This is a genomic window from Burkholderia sp. BCC1640 (assembly GCF_902833125.1).
GTDB classification, from domain to species: domain Bacteria; phylum Pseudomonadota; class Gammaproteobacteria; order Burkholderiales; family Burkholderiaceae; genus Burkholderia; species Burkholderia diffusa.
On record NZ_CADFEF010000185.1, the window covers coordinates 1 to 427 of the forward strand.

Consider the following 427-nt stretch of genomic DNA (forward strand, 5'->3'; position numbering starts at 1 on the left):
CCGGCCAGCATGAAGGCCAACCCGGCTCCGGTGCGCGTGATGCGGAGGCGGTACCCGCGGCGGCGCCTGTCCGGCCCGCTCGCACCGTCCGAATGCGGCCCTTGCGCGAGGAGCATGCGGCGCCCTCCGCGGCCGAGGCGCCGAACGAGCCGATGGAGGGCAGCGCGTGATCCCCAAGCTCAAGTGGCGGCGCCGCGGCGACGAGCCGAAAATGCGCAAGGCCGAGGTCGAATACATGAGCGACATGCGCGCGGCCTTGCTCACGCAATCTTCGCCGGGGTCGAAGCTGATGCTCTACGTGGTGGCCGCGCTGCTGGTCGCCTTCCTGGCCTGGGCCCGGTTCGCGCGCGTGGAGGAGATCACGCAGGGCGAAGCCACCGTCATTTCGCGCAGCCGCGAGCAGGTGATCCAGAGCCTCGAAGGCGGC

1 pseudogene is annotated in these 427 nt (G+C 71.2%); it reads left to right on the forward strand.

Features of this window, described 5'->3' with window-relative positions:
- Positions 1 to 166: 166 nt before the first annotated feature.
- Positions 167 to 427 (forward strand): annotated as a pseudogene (locus tag HWX25_RS33130) (hemolysin secretion protein D); the annotation flags it as partial.